The following is an 18,541-nucleotide window of genomic DNA, read 5'->3' on the forward strand; positions in this document are numbered from 1 at the left end:
AAAATTATTTGTTAACCGTTTTGATGCTCACTCAACACTTGCACTACAAAAATCTAAACAGCACAACTGATACAGCGGTAACTACACTGACAACCAGCGGAATAATCTGATAAGTCCTGTCCGCGCCGGTCAGCCGCGCTTTGGTAGGCTCGACGTAGACCAGATCGTTTTTATGCAAATAATAATAGGGGGAATCGAAAATATTTCGGGAAGTCATGTCCACACGGGTGTAGGAGCGGAGCCCGTTTTCCTCGCGCACGATCATTACATTGTCGCGTTTTCCGTAAATGGTGAGGTCGCCGGCCAGGCTTAATGCTTCCGGAAGCGTGATTTTTCCATCGGCAACGGTAAAAACGGCGGGCTTATTCACCTCTCCCAGCACAGAAACCTTGAAATTGACAATGTAAACAGACACGGAAGGCGCTTTCAGATATTTTTTCAACCGCCTGTTCAATGAATCTGCGGCGGCCTGCACTTCGAGTCCTGAAACTTTAACCTTGCCGATCAGTGGCAGTTCAACACTTCCGTCTCCCGCAACTAAATATCCCGTAGGCTGCACGCTCGGACCATTGTTTCCGTTTCCCGTGGGTGGGGCAGAGCGCAAACTGGCAACATTGAAAATTTCATTTGCCTCCGGGTTTAAACTGCCGACGACGATGGAAAGCATGTCGTTTTTTTGGATAATCGGTGTGTAAGCTTGTTTGATCGTATCGATCAGCGGGGCCAGTGTGTCGCCCTGAAAATACACCATCTTTTTTGGAGAAATGCAGCTGGTGATCGACGTTAGAAAAAACAGGCAGGACAGCAGGAGGTAAACAAAGAACCACAATGAAGAAACATAAAATTTTCTCATAGAACAAAGTTTAGCGGAACACTAACAGAGAATCAGCGAGGTAAACCGGACTGGATTTTCCCTCCTTTAAGCAAGTATACTAGCTTATCCCCAGAACTATTTCACACCTTGCTATGAAGCGGACAATAAGGCTTTTAAAGCGGGCAGCAAGTGAAGAACACGAACGACAGTTTGCGGCGATTTTTTAATTTTAGCCAAATCAAGCGTTGAATGGCACAATTCACATTACTTTTTCTGCAATCATCTCTTCCACATCTGACATAATCTGCTTAAAGTCTTTATCAGAAACGCCGCTGTGTCGTAATTGAAGAATGCCCGCAAGCTGCGCATTGAGGCGTTTTAGCTGCCAATATTTGGAGTGGTTTGGGCCAATCGGCGGGTGGAATGTATTTTCATCGGCGTCTTTTACGATGACAATCAGTTCAAAAACCAGTCGCGAGTGATTTTGAACGGCATTGGCGAAAACTTTAACACATCGCCCATTTTTCAGTATAATTTCTCTTTCGAAGTCCATTGAGTATTCCGTTTATGATGAACGGGATTTAGCTAAGGATAACTTGCAACCCGAAAACGTTGCATCCCGACAGCATTATTCTCAATTTTTTTTAAACAGCCGACGGCATTCATCCATCCTTTTCCAGTCGAAAAAGAAAGATGAATGCCGCCCTCTTGATCTTTAATTATTGTTTTCCAGATGAAGTTAACTGCACTTTCAGATCTGACATAAGTTTGTAGATCGCATTGTTGATCCCTTCCAGATCGGACTCTGCGTTTTTCAGCGCATCTTCGGCTTCCGCACGCTTCTTTTTGTTTTGCTCGGTCTTCACGGCAACCCGCTTTTCAGTGATTGCATCATTGTCTTTCGCTCCTAGTCTCACGGGGCTATGAATGGTGGAAATCCCGTCAACCTGATCCACATGCACATTATAACGCTCATCCTGACATTCAATGGTCAGGTCAAAACGCACATATTCATACGTAACACTTGACACGGGCGCATAGCTTGTCAATATCAGTTTCCCAAGCGCCGGGTCTTCAAATGTGACTGCATTCTGATAATTTCCAAAAGTTTTGCTAATCCAATTCTGCGCCTCCTGGAAGATCTCGCTTTTCGTCTTTTTGGGTGTGCCGGAATCAGCGTAATAGACTTGTTTTTTGTCATTTAAAAGCAGTAAACCTTGTTGTGAAAAGGCTTTTTGACCAATAAAAATGAGCAGAATGAGGATGAAATTTTTCAAGGTTATGGTGGATGTTTGAGCGATAAAGGTAATAACAAAAGTTTTGACCGTGCCATTCACGTTCAATTCGAGGGGAATTAATATATTCGGCTCTTAACCTTTGAACCTTATGAAAAAATATTTGCTGCTGGCATTTGTCGTTCTGAGCTGTCTGGCCTCGGCGCCCAGAAAAATCACCTGGGTTGCCATCGGCGATTCCATCACTTATCTGAACGATCATAAAGACGAAACCGGAAATCGCATTACGAAGGGTTATCTGACCCTGATCACGGAGCGGCATCCGCAAGTTTCGTACATTAATAAAGGATACAATGGCTGGACGTCCGTCAACATTGCCGACAAGATCGAGTCGCTTGAACTGGTTAAGGCCGATGTTTACACGGTTTTTCTGGGTACGAACGACTGGTGGCAGGGAAAAGCGCTCGGCACAATGTCTGATTTTGAACAAAAAACGGGCACCAAAACAGTTTATGGCGCTTTCCGGGTCATTACTGATAAATTGACGCAGCTTAATAAAAAAGGAAAGATCATGCTGATCACGCCGATGCAGCGGGGAGATTTTGTTTATATCAACAATCCAAAAAACAATGCTTTCGGCTCCTATAAATCTAAAAACGGTCAGAATCTGGAAGACTTTGCGAATGCGATCGTTGAAATAGGAAAGCACGAAAAAATCCCCGTCGTCGATCTATTCCACGACAGCGGTATGACCGTTGAAAACATGGTAAATTTCAAAAAACTGAAAGATCCCGCAACCGGCGTTTACAAAAATTACACTTATCCCGAATACACCACCATTCCTTTTGACCCGGAAAAAGACGAATATCCATACCCGTCAGAAGCCATCAACATGACCTACGACGGCCTCCATCCCTCGGACAAAGGCTACGTTATCATTGCAGATATGCTTGAAAAAAAGTGGAAGCGGCTGCGGTGAAATACGCAACATTCGTTGACATCATCTGGTAAATTTCTAAAAACATCAATCTATGGAACAACTGCGGGGACTGAGACTGTTAGTAGTTTAGAGCGCAATTTTTATCCTTTAAATGGGCATCGGGGGAAAATTAAATTACCTTTGCACCATAATTCGATATCATGATTTACTTCTTCACTGACGATCACAATACAGTTTTTGCACTGCAAATCGAGCGAACGCTCACAGCAGCAGATGTTTCAAAATTAAGCTGGCTTTTTGGCGGCGCAAAACTCCGGGATGAAAACAGCATCACGGAGTTTTTTGTTGGGCCCCGCGCAGCAATGGTTACGCCCTGGAGCACCAATGCAGTCGAGATTACCCAAAATATGGACATTCAGGGAATTGTCAGAATTGAGCAATTTAAGCAGGTTAGCGCTGACTTTTCTGATTTTGATCCCATGCTTTCGCAAAAATACAGCGAGCTGAACCAAAGCATTTACACGATCAGCATTCAGCCGGAATCGATCATTGAAGTTGCTGACATTGCTGCCTACAACAAGCAGGAAGGTCTTTCGCTTAGTGACGAGGAAGTTGAATATTTAAATAATCTGGTTGAAAAGTTAGGCCGCAAATTGACTGATTCGGAAGTCTTCGGATTTTCACAAGTCAACTCAGAACATTGTCGCCACAAAATATTCAATGGCACATTTGTCATTGATGGCGAGGAGCAGCCGGTTTCGTTATTTAAACTGATCCGCAAAACCTCGGAAGCAAATCCGAACTCGATCGTTTCGGCATATAAGGACAATGTTGCGTTTATCAAAGGGCCTATTGTTCAGCAGTTTGCTCCTAAAAAACCTGACGTTCCTGAATATTATGAAATAAAAGATTTTGAATCCGTTTTATCGCTTAAAGCGGAAACACATAATTTCCCAACAACTGTTGAACCATTCAACGGCGCTGCGACCGGGTCGGGCGGGGAGATCCGCGACAGGCTTGCAGGCGGGCAGGGTTCGTTGCCATTGGCGGGAACGGCTGTCTACATGACGGCACTTTCGCGTCTGGAAGAAAATCGGCCGTGGGAGAAGGGCGTTGAGAAAAGAAAGTGGCTTTATCAAACTCCTATGGATATTTTGATCAAGGCTTCTAATGGTGCGACTGATTTTGGAAACAAGTTTGGCCAGCCTTTGATCGTAGGCTCCGTCCTTACATTTGAACACGAAGAAGCGGGCCGCAAGCTTGGTTACGACAAAGTGATCATGCAAGCGGGTGGCATTGGCTACGGCGTTGCTGAACAGGCGAAAAAATCGACACCGCAGACTGGCGATCAGATCGTGGTGATGGGTGGTGAAAATTATCGGATTGGAATGGGTGGTGCAGCGGTTTCTTCTGCTGACACGGGTGCATTTGGTTCGGGAATTGAGCTTAATGCCATTCAGCGTTCCAATCCGGAAATGCAAAAACGCGTTGCTAATGCAGTGCGCGGCATGGTCGAAAGTGGAAATAACACGATTGTTTCTATCCATGACCACGGCGCTGGCGGACATTTGAATTGCCTTTCTGAACTTGTTGAAGAAACGGGCGGAAAGATTGATCTGGACAAATTGCCTGTCGGTGATCCGACCCTTTCGGCCAAGGAAATCATTGGTAATGAGTCTCAGGAACGAATGGGACTGGTTATCAGCAAGGAAAATCTGGAAACATTGAAACGAATAGCTGACCGTGAGCGTGCACCGCTTTATCAGGTGGGTGAGGTGAATGGAAGTCACCGTTTTACGTTTGAGTCGGCAAGCACGGGTGCCAAACCAATGGATCTGGAAATGGACGATATGTTTGGCAGTTCACCAAAAACGGTGATGGCTGACAAAACGATCGACAGAAATTACGAGCCGATCACTTACGAAGTAGAAAAGCTTAATAAATATTTGGAGCAAATGCTTCAATTAGAAGCGGTTGCAAGTAAAGACTGGCTTACCAATAAAGTAGACCGTTGCGTTGGCGGGCGTGTTGCAAAGCAGCAATGTGCAGGGCCGCTGCAATTGCCTTTGAATAATGTCGGCGTTATGGCGCTGGATTTTCAGGGTAAAGATGGCATTGCGACTTCAATCGGCCACGCGCCGCTGGCTGCATTGATTGATCCTGCTGCGGGAAGCAGAAATGCCATTGCGGAGTCTCTTTCTAACATTGTGTGGGCGCCGCTTAAAGATAGTCTGACAAGCGTTTCCCTTTCTGCAAACTGGATGTGGGCTTGTAAAAATGAGGGCGAAGATGCGCGATTGTATAAAGCAGTTCAGGCTTGTTCTGATTTTGCTATCAGCCTGGGAATCAACATTCCAACTGGAAAAGATTCACTTTCGATGAAGCAGAAATATGCGGATACGGAGGTCATCGCACCGGGAACAGTTATCATTTCGGCTGCCGGACATTGTGATGACATTACAGCGGTTGTGGAGCCAGTTTTGAAAAAAACCGGTGGTGCTATTTATTACATTAATCTTTCCGCTGACACGTATAAGCTTGGTGGTTCGTCATTTGCTCAGGTTCTAAACAAAGTGGGCACGGCAGCACCTGACATTAAGGACGCAGAGCAGTTTAAAATTGCATTTAACACCATCCAGCAGCTTATTAAGACTGGAAAGATACAGGCTGGTCACGACATTGGCAGCGGTGGTTTGATTACGACTTTGCTGGAAATGTGTTTTGCGGACCGCGATCTGGGAGCTTCAATCGATCTTTCTTCACTGGGAAATCAGGATATCATTGAAAAGCTGTTTTCAGAAAATATCGGGATCGTTTTCCAGGCAGATGAGTCTGTGGAAGCGGACTTGCAAGCCAACGGAGTTGCTTTTCATAAGATCGGCACGGTTAATCTTGCATCCACATTAACGGTGAAAGATTCAACCGGTAAGTGGGATTTCGACATTGAAACGCTGCGTGATGTTTGGTTTAAAACTTCCTATCTGCTTGATAGCAAACAGACCAAGCCTGAACTTGCTAAGGAGCGTTTTGATAATTATAAATATCATGTTTTAAAATACAAGTTTCCTGCCGAATTCGATGGTAAAAAGCCGTTGATCGACGCTTCCAAGCCTCGCCCCAAAGCGGCGGTGCTTCGTGAAAAAGGAAGTAATTCGGAGAGGGAATTGGCGAATGCCATGTATCTAGCTGGTTTCGATGTAAAGGATGTCCACATGACTGACCTGATCTCTGGCCGTGAAACGCTGGAAGATATCCAATTTATCGGCGCAGTAGGAGGGTTTTCTAACTCTGACGTGTTGGGTTCTGCGAAAGGTTGGGCCGGGGCATTTCTTTATAATGAGAAGGCAAAAATTGCGCTGGAAAACTTCTTCAAGCGTAAGGATACATTGTCGGTGGGTGTTTGTAATGGCTGTCAGCTGTTTGTTGAACTCGGGCTTATTAATGATGATCACGAGCAAAAGCCGAAAATGCTGCATAATGCCAGCGGTAAGCATGAAAGCATTTTTACCTCGCTTACCATTCAGCCTAACAAATCTGTGATGCTTGCGAATTTGGCGGGAAGCACATTGGGCGTTTGGGTGTCTCACGGTGAAGGCCGTTTTGATTTCCCACATACAGAAGACCGTTACCGGATTGTTGCTAAATATGGTTACGAGACTTATCCGGCTTGTCCGAATGGCTCCGGCTTTAATACCGCTATGCTTTGTGACGAAACAGGCCGCCATTTGGTGATGATGCCGCACATTGAGCGATCATTGTTCCAGTGGCACTGGGCAAACTATCCGGAGGGTAGGAAGGATGAGGTGAGCCCTTGGATGCAGGCCTTTGTGAACGCTAGGGAGTGGATCGAGGGGTTGTGAGGGAGTTTGGGCTGGGGGCTGGGGGGCTGAGAGCCGGGATTAAAATCCCGTTTGAGGATGTTTCGTGCCTGACGGCACTTTTTGGAGTGGGATGTTAGTGCCGTCAGGCACGGGTGATTTACTTGGGCCAGGATTTATCCTGGCCTTTTTTGTTTTTTGTTTTTGCCATGCTCGCTTTCTGGGTTTGCTGGGCCTGCTCCCGGGTTTGCTAGCTTGCCCCGGATCGCTGGCTTGTTCCCGGGATTAAAATCCCGTTTGGGGATGTTTCGTGCCTGACGGCACTTTCAGAGTGGAATGTTAGTGCCGTCAGGCACGGGCGATCTACTTGGGCCAGGATTTATCCTGGCCTTTTTTTGCTTTTGCTAGGCTCGCTTCCTGGGTTTGCTAGCTTATTCCCCGGGATTAAAATCCCGTTTGAAGATATGTCGTGCCTGACGGCACTTTCAGAGTGGGATGTCAGTGCCGTCAGGCACGGGCGATTTACTTGGGCCAGGATTTATCCTGGCCTTTTTTGTTTTTTAAGATTTATCCTGACCTTTCTATTTTTTTAAGATTTATCCTGGCCTTTTTGTTTTTTCAGATTTATTCTGGCCTTTTCTCGCTTTTGCTAGGCTCGCTTCCTGTGTAACTTTTTAAGCGCCTATCCCTTAGATTTCTCAGAGCTTTTTGAAGTATATCGATAATTTAATAGTTTAGCCCCTCAATTTAAACACACTATATATGGCAAATACTTACTCTCAGATGTACATCCAAGCTGTGTTCGCGGTGAAATTTCGGCGGGCAGTCATTGATAGGCAGTGGAGACCGGAATTGATGGCCGTTATTGGTAATCTGATTAATGAAACGGGATGCAGCACGATTATCGTAAACGGTGTTGAAGATCATGTGCATTGCTTCTTTGCCTTGAAGCCATCAATCTCCGTTTCGGATGTGATGAAACATGCGAAAGCCAAGTCTTCCAAATGGATTAACGAAAGTGGCTTTCTGCCTGAACGTTTTGAATGGCAGGGCGGCTTCGGCACATTCTCTTACAGTCGTTCACACATTAATGATGTGATCAGATACATTCAAAATCAAGAACAGCATCACAGCAAAACGACCTTCATGAAGGAATATATCGGCCTGCTCGAAAGGCATAAGGTGACTATGACGATCAATACATTTTCAAAGGTCTGATTTAACACCAAGATTTGGGTCTTGTTACTACGGCTGTTTCATACAGAACGTAAACCTCCCGAATCTCTTGATCAATGCCTAAGCTGTCAATTTTCTCTATTCCAGTTTGAATGAGTGTGTCGCCATTGATGGTAAGCTTAAAACTGAAATCCCGGTTCTCCCAGTCGCGGTAATTGCAGTATTGCAGGTGTTCGGAATAATCGGTTCCATTTAGTTTGTAAGTGCCGGCGCCTGCGTCAAACACCGTTGAATCGCCTTTTCCCAGTTTGGTGTCGTGCTTCATGAATGTGAAGTGCGTTTCGGTAAACATCTTAATCATCTCCTGATTTTTTATTGGGAAGGTGATCAATGTGTCTTTCTTAGTAATGACCTTACTCGATGAAAGCGCCCACGTGCCGACGATTGGCTGAGCAGTTGACATTTCCGGTTTTTCTTTTTTTTCGCCACAAGCAACGAGAGCGACAACCAATGTAAGAGCAAGCAAAATTGATTTCATAAACGATCTGAATAGAGATTTGGATTTCGCTTTGAAGTTAATGCATTAATTGGTCATGTTAAAATGGATGAATACTCAGCATAGCAAGGTTTGTAACATTATCTGGAAACTGAGGTGGGGAGCAAATCCAACTGCTTGAAAATGGTGGTAATTAGAAGATTGTTATCGATATTTATAATATTATTTAACCTCAGTTATATGAAGTTAATTCTACATTCATTCCTGCTCTTCTTGTTTTGCTTGATTGTCTCTTGCGATGACAGAGAAGAACCAATCGTGAAGGCGCCTATAGACAAAGGAAAAGTCCTGGCTGCACTTATAAGTGGTGAGAGGAATTGGCGTTTTGAGGAAATTTCGATTGAGAAGCAAGGAGTGAAAACCGGTGCTAACCTGGCAGAACCAACCGATCTGATCTCGGCAGAGACAAGAATAAATGTTACGCCGAATGTTGGATTTCGCTTTATCACGACTGCAAATACGCTTGATGAGATCATCAGCTCCGGCCCGTTTGGCAAGATGCCTTATGGTGCAAAGTCTATGAACGAAACGGGCATGGGCATCACCTGGGACGGGACCTGGGAATGGGATGATAACAAACAAACCGTGTCCCTGACATTGCCGTCATCATTTAAAGCAATCATTTCTGAAATGTCCGAAAGCAACTGGGAGCCGGAAGTTGGCTATCTGGACAACACGATGCTGCCGTTGTACAGCAATTTGGCGGAGGCGCAGGCGGCAGGAGCACCGGAGCGGATCCGTGTCATATTTGATGAGAATGATCCTAAGAAAGGTAAAATCACTTATGCGATCACACTGAGAGCGGCTTGGATTACGAAGCTCGTTGCCGGCAATTCGAGACAGCATTTTTACGACGTTGTCTATTAATCATGGAAAGTAGAAAACTATCCGTTTACACCCTGGCTATCAATCCGGATAAGCGCATTGTGGCAATTGTGAAAGACTTGAAGAAGCGCCTTACGGAACATTTAGGCAAAGAATACAGGAGTGTCAATTCGCAGGCGCATATCAGTTTGATTCTTTTTGTCGCTTACGAAGAGGATTATCCGCTTATTCTGGCTGAGTTCAAAAGAGTCTTGGCCGGACTTTCACCCTTTGAAGTCAAGTTTTCAGGCTTTGGTGATTTTTCTGACACGCCCGAATGTACTTTCTTTGTCAAACCAGACACAGATTCAATCGTGCAGATCGTGGAATGTTGCCGGTCGATTGGCGGAAATTTTAATAAAGTTTTGAAACGCAGATACATTGATCATTGGGACGTGGCAGGAAGAAAAAATCCACATATGACCATTGCCCGAGAGCTGATCGATGTGGAAATTCACAAATCGTACGCGCTTTTTGACGACACATTTACCGAAAGTTTCTTCTGCAAATCCTTTGTCGTGCGTAGGTTAAATGACACCAAAGGCCAGTTCGAAATCATTGACAGCATTCCTTTGCTCGGTCATGAATACATGGCCGGTCAGCAGATGCGGCTGTTTTAACTTACATTCAAAACTCTTTTTAAATGCCTATTTCAGAATACTCCCTAGCCATCATGCCCAGCCCTGCAATCCTGCTCGAAGTCGCGGAGATGAAACAGCAGCTTCGGAATGCGATTGGGAAGGCTTATAGCAGTGTGAATGCGGAGGCGCATATATCGTTGGATGGTTTTGAGGCGGATGATGATCATTATCCTTACATTCTTGCCGAATATCGCCGTGTGGTTTCGGAACTGACTCCTTTTGATGTTGCGTTTTCTGGCTTTGGAGATTTTGATAAGGGAAATTTTTCTGCTTTCTACATTCATCCGACTGCTGAATCGGCTGATGCGATACGGGAGCGGAGCGCGGCTGTTGTAAGCGCTTTTGACAAAAAACTTAAAAAGCAGTACACGAAAAAGTGGGGCGACGAGTCGAAAAACCCGCATATGTCTGTGGGACGCAGGCTTACGCGTGAGTGGGTTGAGATGGCGCACACATTATTCACGGATTACGAAGCAAACTTTCATTGCGACACATTTGTCATTCGGAAATTCAATGAGAAGCGGCGGCAATATGAGGTCATCGACACGATTCCGCTGCTCGGTGAAACCACACCATTAGTCCAACTTGATCTCTTTCAGCCTTAGGCAAAACGCAAAAAAGCGGGCAGAATAGCATTCCGCCCGCTTTGCAATTGCTTTAATAGCTTACAATTTCACCTGCATAATTTTCAAAGCGTTTTTGCCTCCCTTACCCGGCGTTTCTGCCGCGATCCAAAGGCCATCTTTTGTAGCAAATCCAGCTGGATTCGTACCCGTGCCAACTTTCATAAAGGCTTCTGGCTTAATTGGTTCGCTTCCAGCAATTGGCTGATATACAACCGTCGAGATTTTGCCGTCCTCTGAACTTTGTGTTTGCTCCCAGATCAAAACAGCAGATTTTGGGCCGGATATAATAAAGGGGTTAGCTGCATTTTTATTCAACACAACCAGGCGTTTGCCTTCCTGATTCGCAACACGAATGCCTGGCGATTCTGGTGCCGCAGAAAACCAAGTGATCACGTTTGTTCCGCTCGCAGCCGCTGAAACCGGGCCTGAATGCGGGCATCCGTTGATCTCCCATTTATCTGCCAAAACAATCTCCGGTTTGGAAAAAGTCTTGCCGTTGTCTTTGGAAACCATCTTAGCAATGTCCCGGATATTCTTAATGTTTGAGCGGTAATAAATGTTCAGCGCACCCGTCTTGTCGGTTAGCAGACTCACATTACAGCAGTCGCAAACGAATGGATCAATTACTCTTTCTTCACCAAACTGCCCGTTTTCAGAAGTAATTAGTCTCAAATCCCTTTCGTGCGGATTGCCCGTGTCTTTCAAAAATGCGACAGCAACTTCACCATTAGGCATGACGATGGAATCGAAAAAGCCCCGGATTATTTTTGGCGTTTTGTCTTTATGGACCGTTTCCGGCGCTGTCCAGGTGTTTCCATTGTCTTTTGAAACCGTATAAACGATCTGTAAATCTGATGGTCGCCCGCCGCCTGATGGCTTGCCTTTCGGCTTTTCTGCTTCGCCATGTCCGGCATGACCGCTGTGCGCTTCTGCTGTCGCGGGCGCTGCTGCTGGCTGCGGACTCAAACCAAAAACGGCCACAAGGGAACCGTCTTTTTTGGCAAGCACTTTGGCGCGCATCAATCGCGAGCTGCGAAGTCCGGGTGAAGCGTACACGAGTTTTTTATCCGAAAAAGTTTTACCGTTATCCGATGACAATGCCCAATAAAGATGACTTATGCCGTTATTATCAGTTTCCGTCCAGGACAAACCAACCTTGCCATCGGCAAGGCCGGTAAATAATGGCAATGCATAAGAACGCGTTGTATCAGCAAAATTTTCAAGTTTGCCCGCTTGCGTTTGTCCCATTGTGGCCAAAACCGTGGCGACGCAGAGAAATATTTTGAACCTGTTTTTCATACTTGACATTTGAGTTGCAAACGCTAATTTATGTGTTTTTAGACTTAATATAATGTCAGAAACGATAAGTTACGACACCCGAAAGATTCCTTGGCTGAATCTTGTCAATGAACGATGTCCGGTAAGCATCATAACCCACTTTGCCCAGAATGTTATTTGCCAAAAAGCGCAATCCCCAGTTCTTATTCACCTGATAACCAACCTGTGCGTTCACTAATGTGTACGCTTTGTTATACCAGGGCTCCTTGCTTGTGTCAAGGCCGTGCGTTGTGTAGCCAACCTGTGTCCAGTCATTATAAGGGCGCGAACCCAAATAATATACACCCGCACCAATGTTCAATCGGGCCAGTTTTCCTTCGCGAACTGTGTAATTAAGCCATCCGTTGAATGTGTGCGACGGCGTATTATTTGGCGCTGAGCCTTCTACATTCACATTTGTATTGCGGTAGGAAGCGTCAATCATCGAGTAACCGATAATCGTTTCCAGGTTTTCGAGCACGCGTCCTGTCAGCTCAACTTCAATTCCCTGACGGCGGTCATCTCCGCTGGCGCGGTAAACATTTCTGCCATTGACGGTAATTGCCACATTATTGATGTCGTAAAGTTGTTCAATAATGTTGCGCTGCTCAATGCGATACAATGTGAGGTTGAAACGCAGCCTGTTATTAAGCCAATCCGACTTGATGCCAGCCTCAAATTGCGTAATGGATCCGTTTCCAAATGTATTTCCACTTTCATCGATCTGACTCACGTTTTCCGGTTTGGTGCTGTTCGTGTAAGAAGCGAACAGGTTCATGCCTTTCTTCACGGTCACCATTAAGCCCGCCATCGGGTTCCAGAAACTTGTCCTTGTAAAGCCAGCATTGAGTGGAGAATTGCTTTGATTTGTGCTGTAACGCAATCCGGCAAACACTTTGACACGGTCAGCAAGTGAAATTACATCCTGCGCAGTGACGCCCATATTTGTCGTTTTACTCAAAGTTTCACCTGTTTTGGTAAAATTAGCCGTTCCAAAAGGAAGCGTATTTGTAATGGTTTCGGGTTTAAAAACGTCTATAATGCCCGGAATGTTGATCGTGCTGTACGCATATTCCGTCAGGTCGGTCACTTTATAATCCGCTCCGATCATGAATGTGTGTTTCAATGCACCCGTGTTGATTTCCTCTCCGACAAAGTCAAACTGTACAACCGTATTTTTATCCAATCTTGGCAAATTGTGTCCGATCGAGCGGCTGTAAAGATTCACCTGCACATCATTTGTATCCGGTTTGCTGGCCAGCGGCGTGAGTGAAGTCCTGATTGCATCCGTGTCAAAAACAGACCGGTAAACTGCTCCACGAATGTAAAGCTTGTTTTCCAGGTCCATATAACGCTTGAAACTCGCTGTAAAAGTCGTGTGCTTCACCGTTGAAATGTCCGATTTGAAACCAAGCATCCTGTCGTTCGGAATGTCATAAATTTCGTTGCGCATGTTGGTAACAAACTGCTGATTGTTCCTTCCCGCTGGTTTTGAAGGATCAAATGCAGGGTTCGGGTCAACAGCGAGGTTCACAGTTCCGGCATCAATCGTCTCGTTCACATTATAATGGTCCATTTCCAGCGTAATTTGCGTCTTGTCATCAGGCCTGAAAGCTAGCGATGGGTTAATGTAGAAAGACTCTTTCTCCATCCCGTTTCTGAATTTGCCGCCCGTTTGATAAGCGCCATCAATGCGATAAGCGATTGTTTTTGAATCATTTAACAGTCCTTGTACATCAAATGTCGGACGATATAAATTGAAGCTTCCCGCACGCATGGAGACAGCTCCTTCATTCACAAATTTGGGTGTTTTTGTCACCACATTCACAATTCCGCCCGGCGCACCCAGGTCCGTCGCTTGTCCGGAAGTCTGCCCCAAACCTTGCGTAACCGAGGATGCTCCTTTCATCACCTGAATGTTCTCAACACCTTGCATATCAGTAGGGTAACCCATGCCGCGAAAGTCTGTCATAACCCGGACGCCATTTTTCAATGTCGGGATTCCACGAAAACCTCTTGCCGAAATACTTTCTTTCACGCCGCCGTAAGTTGCATAAGTGTAAACGCCAGGCACATTGCGCACGCCTTCAATGACCGAAAGTGCTCCCTGCTGCTCAATAAGGCGATCTGAAATCACAGAAATGCTCTGGATCTGATCACTCGGTTTGAGCGGCAGACGCGTCAGTGCGTCCAGCTTTGCAGGCTGTTTGCCTCTTTCTCCAAAAACTTCAACCGTTTCCAGCTCATTTGCCGTCGAAACGAGCGAAAAATTTAAGTTAACCGTCTCGCCGCCTTTGATCTTTACTTTCCGTGAGTGGTTTTTAAAACCCAGCCCTGAGACGATCAATGTATAATTTCCGTCCGCAAGCTGCTGGATTTTATAAAAACCGGTTTCATTGCTGGTTGTTCCCAGGCTAGTTTCTTCCAAAACCACATTGGCATAAGAAACAGGCTGACCGGATTCACTGGTGATCTTTCCTTCAATCGAGCCTGCATGCTGAGCCCGAAGGCTCAGTGCAGTCAGGATACACAAACAGGTTAGGGTAATTTTATTAATCATATTGATAAGTTGAATAAGATGCTTTTTTTGAACGGGCTTATTTAGACTAATTCTCGATATTTGTGCAAATTTGCATTGTAACAGGAAGCGCAGGCTATCGCAAAGCGGATTATTACTTACGGATTCGGGATTTATGAAGTTTGAGGTTAATATTAAGGGATTGCAGGAAAGCCTTTGTCAGGAAGTAATTGCTGAGAATTATGATCACCAAGGGCATTTCCACGAAAAGAAAGTGAGTTTCAACCACGAGCATCTCGGATTGATTTCAGATGAGCAGGTGAGCTTGGGAAATATGCTTTTAGCAAGATGTGACTTTGATGTAAAGTCGGATTTGCAGCTGGAAAAGCAGATGAATAATGACGTCATCCAGCTTTATTTTTCGATTGCCGGGCAATGCATTACCAATGTCAATGGCTTCAACGGTCAGCATGCTTTTGCTCCGTGGCAGCACAACATTTGTTACATTCCGCCTTCCGTCAGCACGCTACATTACAACCCGGCAGCAGGCGCGGCCGACATTTTCATCGTAACGATTCCCAAAAGCGTTTATTTCCATTTGATTCCGGAAGAAAACGCATTGCATAACAGATTTGCTTCGCACACATTTTCCGGCAAACCCGCTTATCATCAGGAGAAAAACCTACCGATCACGCCGGCCATGAAATGGATCATCCGGGACATTCGCCATTGCGAACGGACCGGTTATTTGAAGAGACTTTTTTGGAAGCCAAGGTGATAGAACTGCTCATGCTGCAACTGGAACAAACCGTGAACAGCCACGAAACCATTGCCCGCCTCAATGCAAACGACTTTCATAAGATTAAAGAAGCACGGGAGTTTTTGGACGCAAATTTTCAGAAACCACCCACCATCATTGAGCTCTCAAGGATCATCGGACTGAACGAATTTAAGCTCAAAAAGGGCTTTAAACAGCACACGGGCTACACGATTCTGGCTTACGTAAACCGGTTGCGGATGGAGTATGCACGCCAGTTGATCAACGAAGGGAGCAGAACATTGGCGGAGATTTCCTATTGGATCGGCTACCGCAATCCGGCCCATTTCACCGTTGCATTCAAAAAGTATTTTGGCTTTTTGCCAAGCGAATGCAGGTGATTCGTGATAAAAATGTGGGCGCTTTTAGTGTAAAAAAGGCATAATCGGTATATTCGTCGCTATTGATGATGGATGTTGGATAAATTCTTTGCTGGATGTTTCATAGGTCACGTGGCGGTTCACTAATTTTCTTCTTGCTGATTGCGGTTCAATTACTGCTGGCGCAAGCCGGTTTTGCGCAGGACAAAGCGTGGCTGAAAGAATACACGCAGCACCGCGAATATGACGGGATTTATGTTGTCAAAAAAATCGAAATCCCCTGCCGCGCTTATCAGACATTTTTGGTTGATAACAATGGCAAAAAGCTCACGCCCGCATATCGTGATATTGGCGAATTTTCAGGCGGACTTGCTGAGTTTGTGCCGATGGAGCTGGATGCAGAAAAGCTGGGGCGTCATGGTTTTATCAACCGGAAAGGACAGGAAGTGATCCCACCGATTTATGTTTCTACGGACAAGTTTTTTGAAGGAAGAACGTGGGTGATTTATCGCTCAGGCAAGCAATACGGACTTTCCTACATTGATTCTACGGGCAAGGAAATTTACAAAGTGCCCATTCAGTATTTCAAAAAGGACTTTCTGATCTCTTCGGCAAATGTTGATATGCTTTGCAATCAGGATACGCGGGAAGACATTCTGTGGTGGAAAGGCCGGGATTTCTTTATTTTGAACTGGAATTTCAGCCCGTTTATTGAAAAGGAAGTTCGAAGCTCCAAGTACATTTATCACTTTCTTTTTCAAGGAAAATACGGCATAATAGACAAGGATATGATCCTGCGCGTGCCCGTTTCACTAGACGACATTGACCCGACTTACGAATTTTCAGGACAAGGCATGGAGCGCGTCAAGTATGGCGACAAATTTGGCTATATCAATGTTTTCACGGGCGTGCTCATCACGGATTTCTTGTACGAGGACACCCGCAAACCCACATCCGGCTTGTTTTGGGTGAAGAAAAATAACAAATGGGGCTGCATTGACAAAACCGGAAAAACCCGCATTCCTTTCCTATATGATGAAGCGACCGGCTTCACCGGTGAAGACCGTTCGGCTGTTGCGATCAACGGGAAATTTGGCCACATTGATAAAAAAGGAAAGATCAGGACGCCACTTAAATACGATTTTGCATCCTACTATAACAACGGAATTTCAATGGTCCGGCTGGATGATAAATATGGTTACATTGACATCAATGACCGCTACGTCATAAAACCGATTTACGATGAGGCCCTTCCATTTGACAAAGAAACAACCGTGGCCGAACGTCTCTGGCTCCGGTTCGAGCTTTCGCGTCAGGGTCAGGAAAAATTCATTGGTTTCTCCTACAAGCTCAATGCCGTCTTCATCCTGCTCGGCCTCGCAGCTTTTATATATTTAAACAGTTTGATTTTCAAGCGTGTGCAGCTGGCAAGAAGCCGGAAGAAAACAAATCAGTCATAGCGGATCTGGCAATTTCCGCAGAAGTAACTTCTTCTTTTTGTTTTACCTAAATATTCCTTGTGAAAGGGGATAAGGCAGCGTGGACATATTTTTTTGGTGTGAGCGAGCCAATGTTTTTTCAGTGTAAATTCCTTTTTCCAGTGCAAAAAATCGAAACTATAATTCCGGGTTTCGGTGACCAGTTCTTCCAGTTTAGCTTCTGGTAACTTGCTGACAATGCTGAGCGGATGCACCATAATGCGGAACAGCACTTCATTTTTGATAATGTTGCCGCTTCCTGCGAATATATTCTGGTCCAGCAAGGCGTCACAAGCCAGCATTTGCCTTGTGTTTTTTAGCTTTTCAACTGCCTTCGCAGCATTCCAGGAATCAGACATAATGTCGCCGCTCCAATCGTAAATTTCATCGGCAGGTTTGTCCAGGATTGCCAGAGAACAAGCGTAGAAATTCAGCTCGGCGTCGTCGAAAACCAAAGTTAGTCGGGGAGGCGTTTTCTTTCGCTCGTTGATCAGATAGGATCCGAAAAGCATAAAATGAATCCGTAGCGTGAAGTCTTCAAAACACACCAGAAAATGTTTTCCCCAGGATCTGAAAGCGATCACTTTTTGATCGGTCAGCCGCTCCTTATCAATTTTTGTACTGCCCTCCGCAAGCCTGACCACCGGATTTTCCAGGTGCAGCTCCGCAATCGCTTCTGTCAAAATAACAATGGACGGTCCCTCAGGCATAATGCAATATTTGAAAATGTTTTGCGAAGCATTCAAACAATAATGCCAGCGCGGCCGATTTACAGGCACACTTATTGAGGTCCGGTTTGGCATTAATCATCAACAAAAATCACAATGAGAAATTTCATGATCACCATTGCCTCCACTTCTGAGGGGAATATTTTAACATTCGAGCGCCACATTATCCAGTCTGACACATTCCCCGGCCGTTCTTACATCAATAATGTTGTCAATCGCGGCGGGCAGGACCAGGCCAAAGGCGAAGTGATTGCTATTGTGGAGCTTTCTGAGCAGGATGTGAAGGACTATGAGGGCACTGAATGATCACACGCCATTTTGAGTAAGTTGAACCTCACCCTCACTTTTTATCAAAACCAACGACTAGCTATGGGAAAAGGGAAAGATCTTTTTGGACATTATAATGATCTGGCAAAAGTAAAAGGGCCGGAAAGTGAGGAAAGCAAGTATGCCGGCGTTCTTTTTCAGGCGTTGCTGATGGTTGGCGAACGCCGCGTATTTGAACTTTTGGAAGAAGCGGACGAAACGGGTAAAAAGTTGAAGCTGCAATCGACAGCAAGCCCCGAAGTGAAAGGCGATTGTCCGGATTGTATTGTTTTGGTTGATCGGGATGCATAGCGATTTCGGATTGTAATGATTTGCGTATAACTTAACGCGGTTGCAGCGAAGCACACTTTCTGGTACGATTTTTAG

17 protein-coding genes and 1 pseudogene are annotated in these 18,541 nt (G+C 45.3%); 11 read left to right on the forward strand and 7 right to left on the reverse strand.

Annotated features, from left to right (window positions below; translation table 11 throughout):
* Positions 1-43: 43 nt before the first annotated feature.
* The 3 genes from AC0IYG_RS17590 to AC0IYG_RS17600 form a co-directional block, all read right to left on the reverse strand.
* Positions 44-853, reverse strand: a complete 810-nt coding sequence (locus AC0IYG_RS17590; protein ID WP_471712445.1) for a polysaccharide biosynthesis/export family protein — start codon at positions 851-853, stop codon at positions 44-46.
* Positions 854-1,073: 220 nt separating this feature from the next.
* Positions 1,074-1,367, reverse strand: coding sequence for a hypothetical protein (locus AC0IYG_RS17595; protein ID WP_471712446.1), 294 nt, complete (start codon positions 1,365-1,367; stop codon positions 1,074-1,076).
* A 166-nt stretch (positions 1,368-1,533) separates the two neighbouring features.
* Entirely contained in the window at positions 1,534-2,091 is a 558-nt protein-coding gene (locus AC0IYG_RS17600; protein ID WP_471712447.1) for a DUF4468 domain-containing protein, read from the reverse strand.
* A 109-nt stretch (positions 2,092-2,200) separates the two neighbouring features.
* Here AC0IYG_RS17600 and AC0IYG_RS17605 point away from each other — a divergent pair, with 109 nt between their 5' ends.
* The 3 genes and pseudogenes from AC0IYG_RS17605 to tnpA all read left to right on the forward strand — a co-directional run bounded on the left by AC0IYG_RS17605 (position 2,201) and on the right by tnpA (position 8,030).
* Entirely contained in the window at positions 2,201-3,028 is an 828-nt protein-coding gene (locus tag AC0IYG_RS17605; RefSeq protein WP_471712448.1) for an SGNH/GDSL hydrolase family protein, read from the forward strand.
* 161 nt (positions 3,029-3,189) lie between these two features.
* Positions 3,190-6,849: a phosphoribosylformylglycinamidine synthase gene (gene purL, locus AC0IYG_RS17610; RefSeq protein ID WP_471712449.1), complete on the forward strand. Its 3,660-nt coding sequence runs from the start codon at positions 3,190-3,192 to the stop codon at positions 6,847-6,849.
* 720 nt (positions 6,850-7,569) lie between these two features.
* Positions 7,570-8,030 (forward strand): annotated as a pseudogene (gene tnpA, locus AC0IYG_RS17615) (IS200/IS605 family transposase).
* Here tnpA and AC0IYG_RS17620 read toward each other — a convergent pair.
* Positions 8,027-8,521, reverse strand: a complete 495-nt coding sequence (locus AC0IYG_RS17620) for a hypothetical protein (protein WP_471712450.1) — start codon at positions 8,519-8,521, stop codon at positions 8,027-8,029. The pseudogene tnpA and the gene AC0IYG_RS17620 sit on opposite strands and share 4 nt — an antisense overlap.
* A 276-nt stretch (positions 8,522-8,797) precedes the next feature.
* Between AC0IYG_RS17620 and AC0IYG_RS17625 the strand changes: the two genes are divergently transcribed.
* Genes AC0IYG_RS17625 through AC0IYG_RS17635 form a run of 3 tightly spaced genes read left to right on the forward strand, consistent with a single transcriptional unit; the run spans position 8,798 to position 10,649 of the window.
* Positions 8,798-9,406, forward strand: a complete 609-nt coding sequence (locus AC0IYG_RS17625; protein WP_471712451.1) for a hypothetical protein — start codon at positions 8,798-8,800, stop codon at positions 9,404-9,406.
* 2 nt (positions 9,407-9,408) lie between these two features.
* A complete protein-coding gene (locus AC0IYG_RS17630) occupies positions 9,409-10,023 on the forward strand; it encodes a 2'-5' RNA ligase family protein (RefSeq protein ID WP_471712452.1) in 615 nt (204 codons plus the stop codon).
* A 23-nt stretch (positions 10,024-10,046) separates the two neighbouring features.
* A complete protein-coding gene (locus tag AC0IYG_RS17635; protein ID WP_471712453.1) occupies positions 10,047-10,649 on the forward strand; it encodes a 2'-5' RNA ligase family protein in 603 nt (200 codons plus the stop codon).
* Between the two features lie 60 nt (positions 10,650-10,709).
* On the opposite strand, the gene AC0IYG_RS17640 is transcribed toward AC0IYG_RS17635, so the two are convergent.
* Positions 10,710-11,969 (reverse strand): sialidase family protein, encoded by a 1,260-nt coding sequence (locus tag AC0IYG_RS17640; protein WP_471712454.1) that lies wholly within the window; start codon positions 11,967-11,969, stop codon positions 10,710-10,712.
* Positions 11,970-12,024: 55 nt separating this feature from the next.
* Positions 12,025-14,547, reverse strand: a complete 2,523-nt coding sequence (locus AC0IYG_RS17645; RefSeq protein WP_471712455.1) for a TonB-dependent receptor domain-containing protein — start codon at positions 14,545-14,547, stop codon at positions 12,025-12,027.
* Positions 14,548-14,680: 133 nt separating this feature from the next.
* Here AC0IYG_RS17645 and AC0IYG_RS17650 point away from each other — a divergent pair, with 133 nt between their 5' ends.
* The 3 genes from AC0IYG_RS17650 (at position 14,681) to AC0IYG_RS17660 (ending at position 17,102) form a co-directional block, all read left to right on the forward strand.
* Positions 14,681-15,283 carry a hypothetical protein gene (locus AC0IYG_RS17650; RefSeq protein WP_471712456.1) on the forward strand — a complete coding sequence of 201 codons (603 nt, stop codon included), beginning with the start codon at positions 14,681-14,683 and terminating at the stop codon, positions 15,281-15,283.
* Positions 15,268-15,663 (forward strand): helix-turn-helix transcriptional regulator, encoded by a 396-nt coding sequence (locus tag AC0IYG_RS17655; protein ID WP_471712457.1) that lies wholly within the window; start codon positions 15,268-15,270, stop codon positions 15,661-15,663. The genes AC0IYG_RS17650 and AC0IYG_RS17655 overlap by 16 nt, the downstream gene beginning before the upstream one ends.
* Before the next feature lie 95 nt (positions 15,664-15,758).
* Complete coding sequence (locus tag AC0IYG_RS17660) at positions 15,759-17,102, forward strand: WG repeat-containing protein (protein WP_471712458.1); 1,344 nt, start codon at positions 15,759-15,761, stop codon at positions 17,100-17,102.
* Here the strand turns inward: AC0IYG_RS17660 and AC0IYG_RS17665 are convergent.
* Entirely contained in the window at positions 17,093-17,830 is a 738-nt protein-coding gene (locus AC0IYG_RS17665; protein WP_471712459.1) for a DNA-formamidopyrimidine glycosylase family protein, read from the reverse strand. The genes AC0IYG_RS17660 and AC0IYG_RS17665 overlap by 10 nt on opposite strands.
* Before the next feature lie 114 nt (positions 17,831-17,944).
* Here AC0IYG_RS17665 and AC0IYG_RS17670 point away from each other — a divergent pair, with 114 nt between their 5' ends.
* Both AC0IYG_RS17670 and AC0IYG_RS17675 read left to right on the forward strand, forming a co-directional pair.
* The gene (locus AC0IYG_RS17670) at positions 17,945-18,154 is read left to right on the forward strand and encodes a hypothetical protein (RefSeq protein WP_471712460.1); all 210 of its coding nucleotides are present in this window, start codon (positions 17,945-17,947) and stop codon (positions 18,152-18,154) included.
* 63 nt (positions 18,155-18,217) lie between these two features.
* The gene (locus AC0IYG_RS17675; RefSeq protein WP_471712461.1) at positions 18,218-18,466 is read left to right on the forward strand and encodes a hypothetical protein; all 249 of its coding nucleotides are present in this window, start codon (positions 18,218-18,220) and stop codon (positions 18,464-18,466) included.
* Positions 18,467-18,541: the final 75 nt, after the last annotated feature.

It is taken from the genome of Dyadobacter sp. AC419, from assembly GCF_979253085.1.